Source organism: Blastococcus sp. DSM 46786 (assembly GCF_900109665.1).
Classification (GTDB): Bacteria; Actinomycetota; Actinomycetes; order Mycobacteriales; family Geodermatophilaceae; genus Blastococcus; species Blastococcus carthaginiensis.
Window position 1 is genome coordinate 1 of the sequence record NZ_FOAO01000042.1, and the last position, 3,640, is coordinate 3,640.

Sequence of the window (3,640 nt, forward strand, 5' to 3'; positions counted from 1 at the left end):
CCGCGGTGTCGTGCCGAGTGGGCCCGAAGGGTCCGCGCAGGCGCGACGGACACGCTCCGCCCACCTGGGGACGGCACCTGGCCGCGGTGTCGTCCGGAGGACGACAGAGTGCTACGCGCTGACGGCCTTCTGGACGTCGAGGGCCAGGAGCAGCTTCCCGTCGAGCTTGTAGGCGCCGCGGATGAGGTCGCGGGCCTGGCCCTCCAGGGTGTCCGGCGGCGCCTCGAAGTCGCCGGCGTCGACGTCGACCACGTCGGCGATGGAGTCGACCAGCATGCTGACGGCCTCGCCGTGCAGCCGGACGACGATGACGACGGGGTCGGTGCCCTCCGGGCGGGCCGGCCGGCCGAGCCGCTCGCGCAGCTCGATGGCGGTGACCACCTGGCCGCGGAGGTTGATCAGGCCGGCGACGGCGGTCGGGGCGAGCGGCACGCGGGTGAGCTGCTGACTGCGCAGCACCTCCTGCACGTGCTCGACCTCGATGCCGTACAGGTCACCGTCCAGCCGGAAGGTGGCCAGCTGCCCGCTGGTCGCGGGCGCCAGGGTGCGGGTCGGAGCGGTCACGTCAGACCTCCAGCAGTGAGTCGGGGACGCCAACGGGCGTTGTGGCGGCGGGAGCGGAGTAGAACGCCGGGTCGGCGGCGAGGATCGCGGCCCGGACGTCGAGCAGCTCGGTCACCTTGTCGCCGAGGACGGCGGAGCCGAGCAGGCCCATGTCGTCGATGTCGCTGCGCACCGCGGCCTCGCCGTCGACGATGTCGAGGATCTCCTCGACCACGATGGCGACGCTGCGGCCGTGGTCGCTGTAGACGATGACCTCGAGCACCTCGCGCTCGCTCTCGCCGTAGGCGCCGAGGTGCCGGTCGAGCCGGACCATGGGCAGGATCGCGCCGCGGTACTGCACGACCTCGCGGTTGCCGACCTTCTCGACCGCCTCGGTGCGCACCTGCTCGAGGCGGGTGACGGTGTCCAGCGGGATGGCGACCCGGCGGCCACCACCGATGGCGGCCAGGAGCATGCGCTGCCGGTCGGTCTCGGCGGCCACGGCCTGCAGCGAGCCGGCGCGGGCCTCCTGGCGGTCGGTCGTCTCGGTGCGCAGGGCCCGCCGGGCGAGCGCCTGCACGTCGAGGATCAGCGCGACGGTGCCGTCGCCCAGGACGGTCGCCCCCGAGTAGAGACCGATCGCCTTCAGCTGGCCGCCGACCGCCTTGACGACGATCTCCTCGGTGTTGATCACCCGGTCGACCACCAGGCCGAAGCGCCGGCCCTCCGACCGCAGGACGGCGATGACGACGTGGCCGTCGTGCCGCTCGGAGGTGAGGCCCAGGACGTCGGTGAGCCGGACCAGCGGGAGCAGCTCGCCGCGCAGGCGGTAGACCTGCGCCCCGCCGACCTCCTCGACCGCGTTCACGGCCTTCTCGGCGTCCAGGCTGACCAGCTCCTGCAGGCTGATCTGCGGGATCGCGTACCGGTCGGAGGCGCACTCGACGGTCAGCGCGGGGACGATCGCCAGGGTCAGCGGGATGCGGAGCCGGCAGACGGTACCCACGCCCGCGTCGGACTCGACCTCGATGGTGCCGCCGATCGACTCGATGTTCGTCTTGACGACGTCCATCCCGACGCCCCGGCCGGAGACGTTGGTGACCGCGGCGGCGGTGGAGAAGCCGGGCAGGAAGATGAGCTGCAGGACGTCCGCCGGGCTCATCCGGTTCAGCGCCTCCTGCGTGAGCAGCCCGCGCTGCACGGCCTTGGCGCCGAGCTTGGCCGGATCGATCCCGGCGCCGTCGTCGGCGACCTCGACCACGACCTGCCCGCTCTCGTGCCGGGCGCGCAGGGTCAGGACACCCTCGGCCGGCTTCCCGGCCTTCTTCCGGTCCTCGGGGGCCTCGATGCCGTGGTCGACGGAGTTGCGGACCAGGTGGGTCAGCGGGTCCTTGACCGCCTCGAGCAGGGTCTTGTCCAGCTCGGTGTCGCGGCCCTCCATCTCCAGGCGGATCGACTTCTTCAGCTGGAGGCCGAGGTCGCGGACGACGCGCGGCAGCTTGGACCAGATGTGGTCGATCGGCTGCATGCGCGTCTTCATGACGCCCTCCTGCAGCTCGCTGGCGATCAGGTTGAGCCGCTGGGAGGCGCGGATGAGGTCGGTGTCGGTCTGGCGCGCGACGTTCTGCACGATCTGGTTGCGGGTGAGCACCAGCTCGCCGACCAGCAGCATGAGCTCGTCGAGCAGGTCGACGTCGACCCGGATCGTGCTGTCGGCGACGGCGCGGCGGACCTGGCCACCGGCGGCGTCGCTCGCGACGACGTCTCCCTCGGGGTGGTCGGCGACGGCGGGCTCGGGCACCGGGTGCTCCTCGGCGACGGGAGCCGGGGCGACCGGCTCCTCGGGCAGGTCGGCCCGCAGGTCCTCCTGCGGGGTCTCGGACAGCTCCTCGACGACGGGAGCGGGGACGGCCTCGGCGCGCGGCGCTCGCTTGGCGGGGGCCCGCTTGACGGGAGCCTTCTTCACGGGGGCCCTCTTCGCCGGGGCCTTCTTCGCGGCGGCCTCCTGCGCGGGGGCCGCGGGCGCGGCCTCCTCGGCCACGGGGGCCTCGGCCACCGGTGCCGGGCCGTCCTCCATGGCGGCGCTGATCTCGGCGACGACGGCGGAGACGTCGACCGACCCCTCACCACCGGAAGCCTCGATGGAGGTGAGCAGCGAGCGCACCGTGTCCACCATCTGCAGCAGCACGCTGGTGCGGTGCGGGGTCAGGGCGAGCTCGCCGTCGCGCAGGCGGGACAGCATGTTCTCGCCGACGTGGGTGACCTCCTCCAGGCGGTTGAACGCCAGGAAGCCGCTGGTGCCCTTGATGGTGTGGATGGTCCGGAAGATGCTGGACAGCCGCTCGCGGGAGTTGGGCTCCTGCTCGAGCGCGACCAGGTCGGTGTCGAGCTGATCCAGGTTCTCGTGGCTCTCGACGAGGAACTCCTCGACGATGTCGTCCAGACCGTCCACTGCTGCCTTCTCTCTCATCGCGACGGGGCACAGGTGGCCCCGCTGGGTCATCGGCGGGTGGTCGCCGGAGTCAAGGTGAATCCGCGCGGACGCCCGTCGGCCGTGTTATCGGCAGTCCGCCGCCCGCAACCGACCCCCGGTCGGAAGCGGCGCCGGGCCGGCGCGGTGGCCGGTCCGGCGCCGGCCACCCTTCAGGGGCCCACGCCGAGCGTGCGAGGCGGGGGGAGGGTGGTCCTCTCAGTACGTGAAGTTGCCGACGGTGGTGCGCAGGTCGGCGGCCATCCGGGACAGCTCGTCCACGGCGGTGCGCGTCTGGGTCAGCGCCTGGGTGGTGGAGTCCGCCGCCGTGGAGACGCTGGTGATGTTCGCGGCGATCTGCCCCGAACCCCCGGCGGCCTCCTGCACCGAGCGGGACATCTCGCTGGTGGTCGCCGTCTGCTCCTCCACCGCGGAGGCGATGGTGGTCTGCCGGTCGGAGATCTGCGCGACGATCTGGGAGATCTCCTCGATCGCCGTCACCGCCGCCGTCGTGTCGCCCTGGATGGCCAGCACGCGCTTGGCGATGTCCTCGGTCGCCTTCGCCGTCTCCTGCGCCAGCTCCTTGACCTCGTTGGCGACGACCGCGAAGCCCTTGCCCGCCTCGCC

The 3,640-nt window shown here is 72.6% G+C and carries 3 protein-coding genes; all 3 read right to left on the bottom strand.

Annotation, left to right across the window (positions count from 1 at the left end; genetic code table 11):
• Positions 1-111 precede the first annotated feature (111 nt).
• Complete coding sequence (locus BMW62_RS21950) at positions 112-564, bottom strand: chemotaxis protein CheW (RefSeq protein ID WP_091935819.1); 453 nt, start codon at positions 562-564, stop codon at positions 112-114.
• Position 565: 1 nt separating this feature from the next.
• Positions 566-2,995: a chemotaxis protein CheW gene (locus BMW62_RS21955; RefSeq protein WP_091935822.1), complete on the bottom strand. Its 2,430-nt coding sequence runs from the start codon at positions 2,993-2,995 to the stop codon at positions 566-568.
• A 237-nt stretch (positions 2,996-3,232) separates the two neighbouring features.
• Positions 3,233-3,640, bottom strand: a 408-nt coding sequence (locus BMW62_RS21960; protein ID WP_244524222.1) for a methyl-accepting chemotaxis protein, incomplete at its 5' end; no start/stop codon positions are given.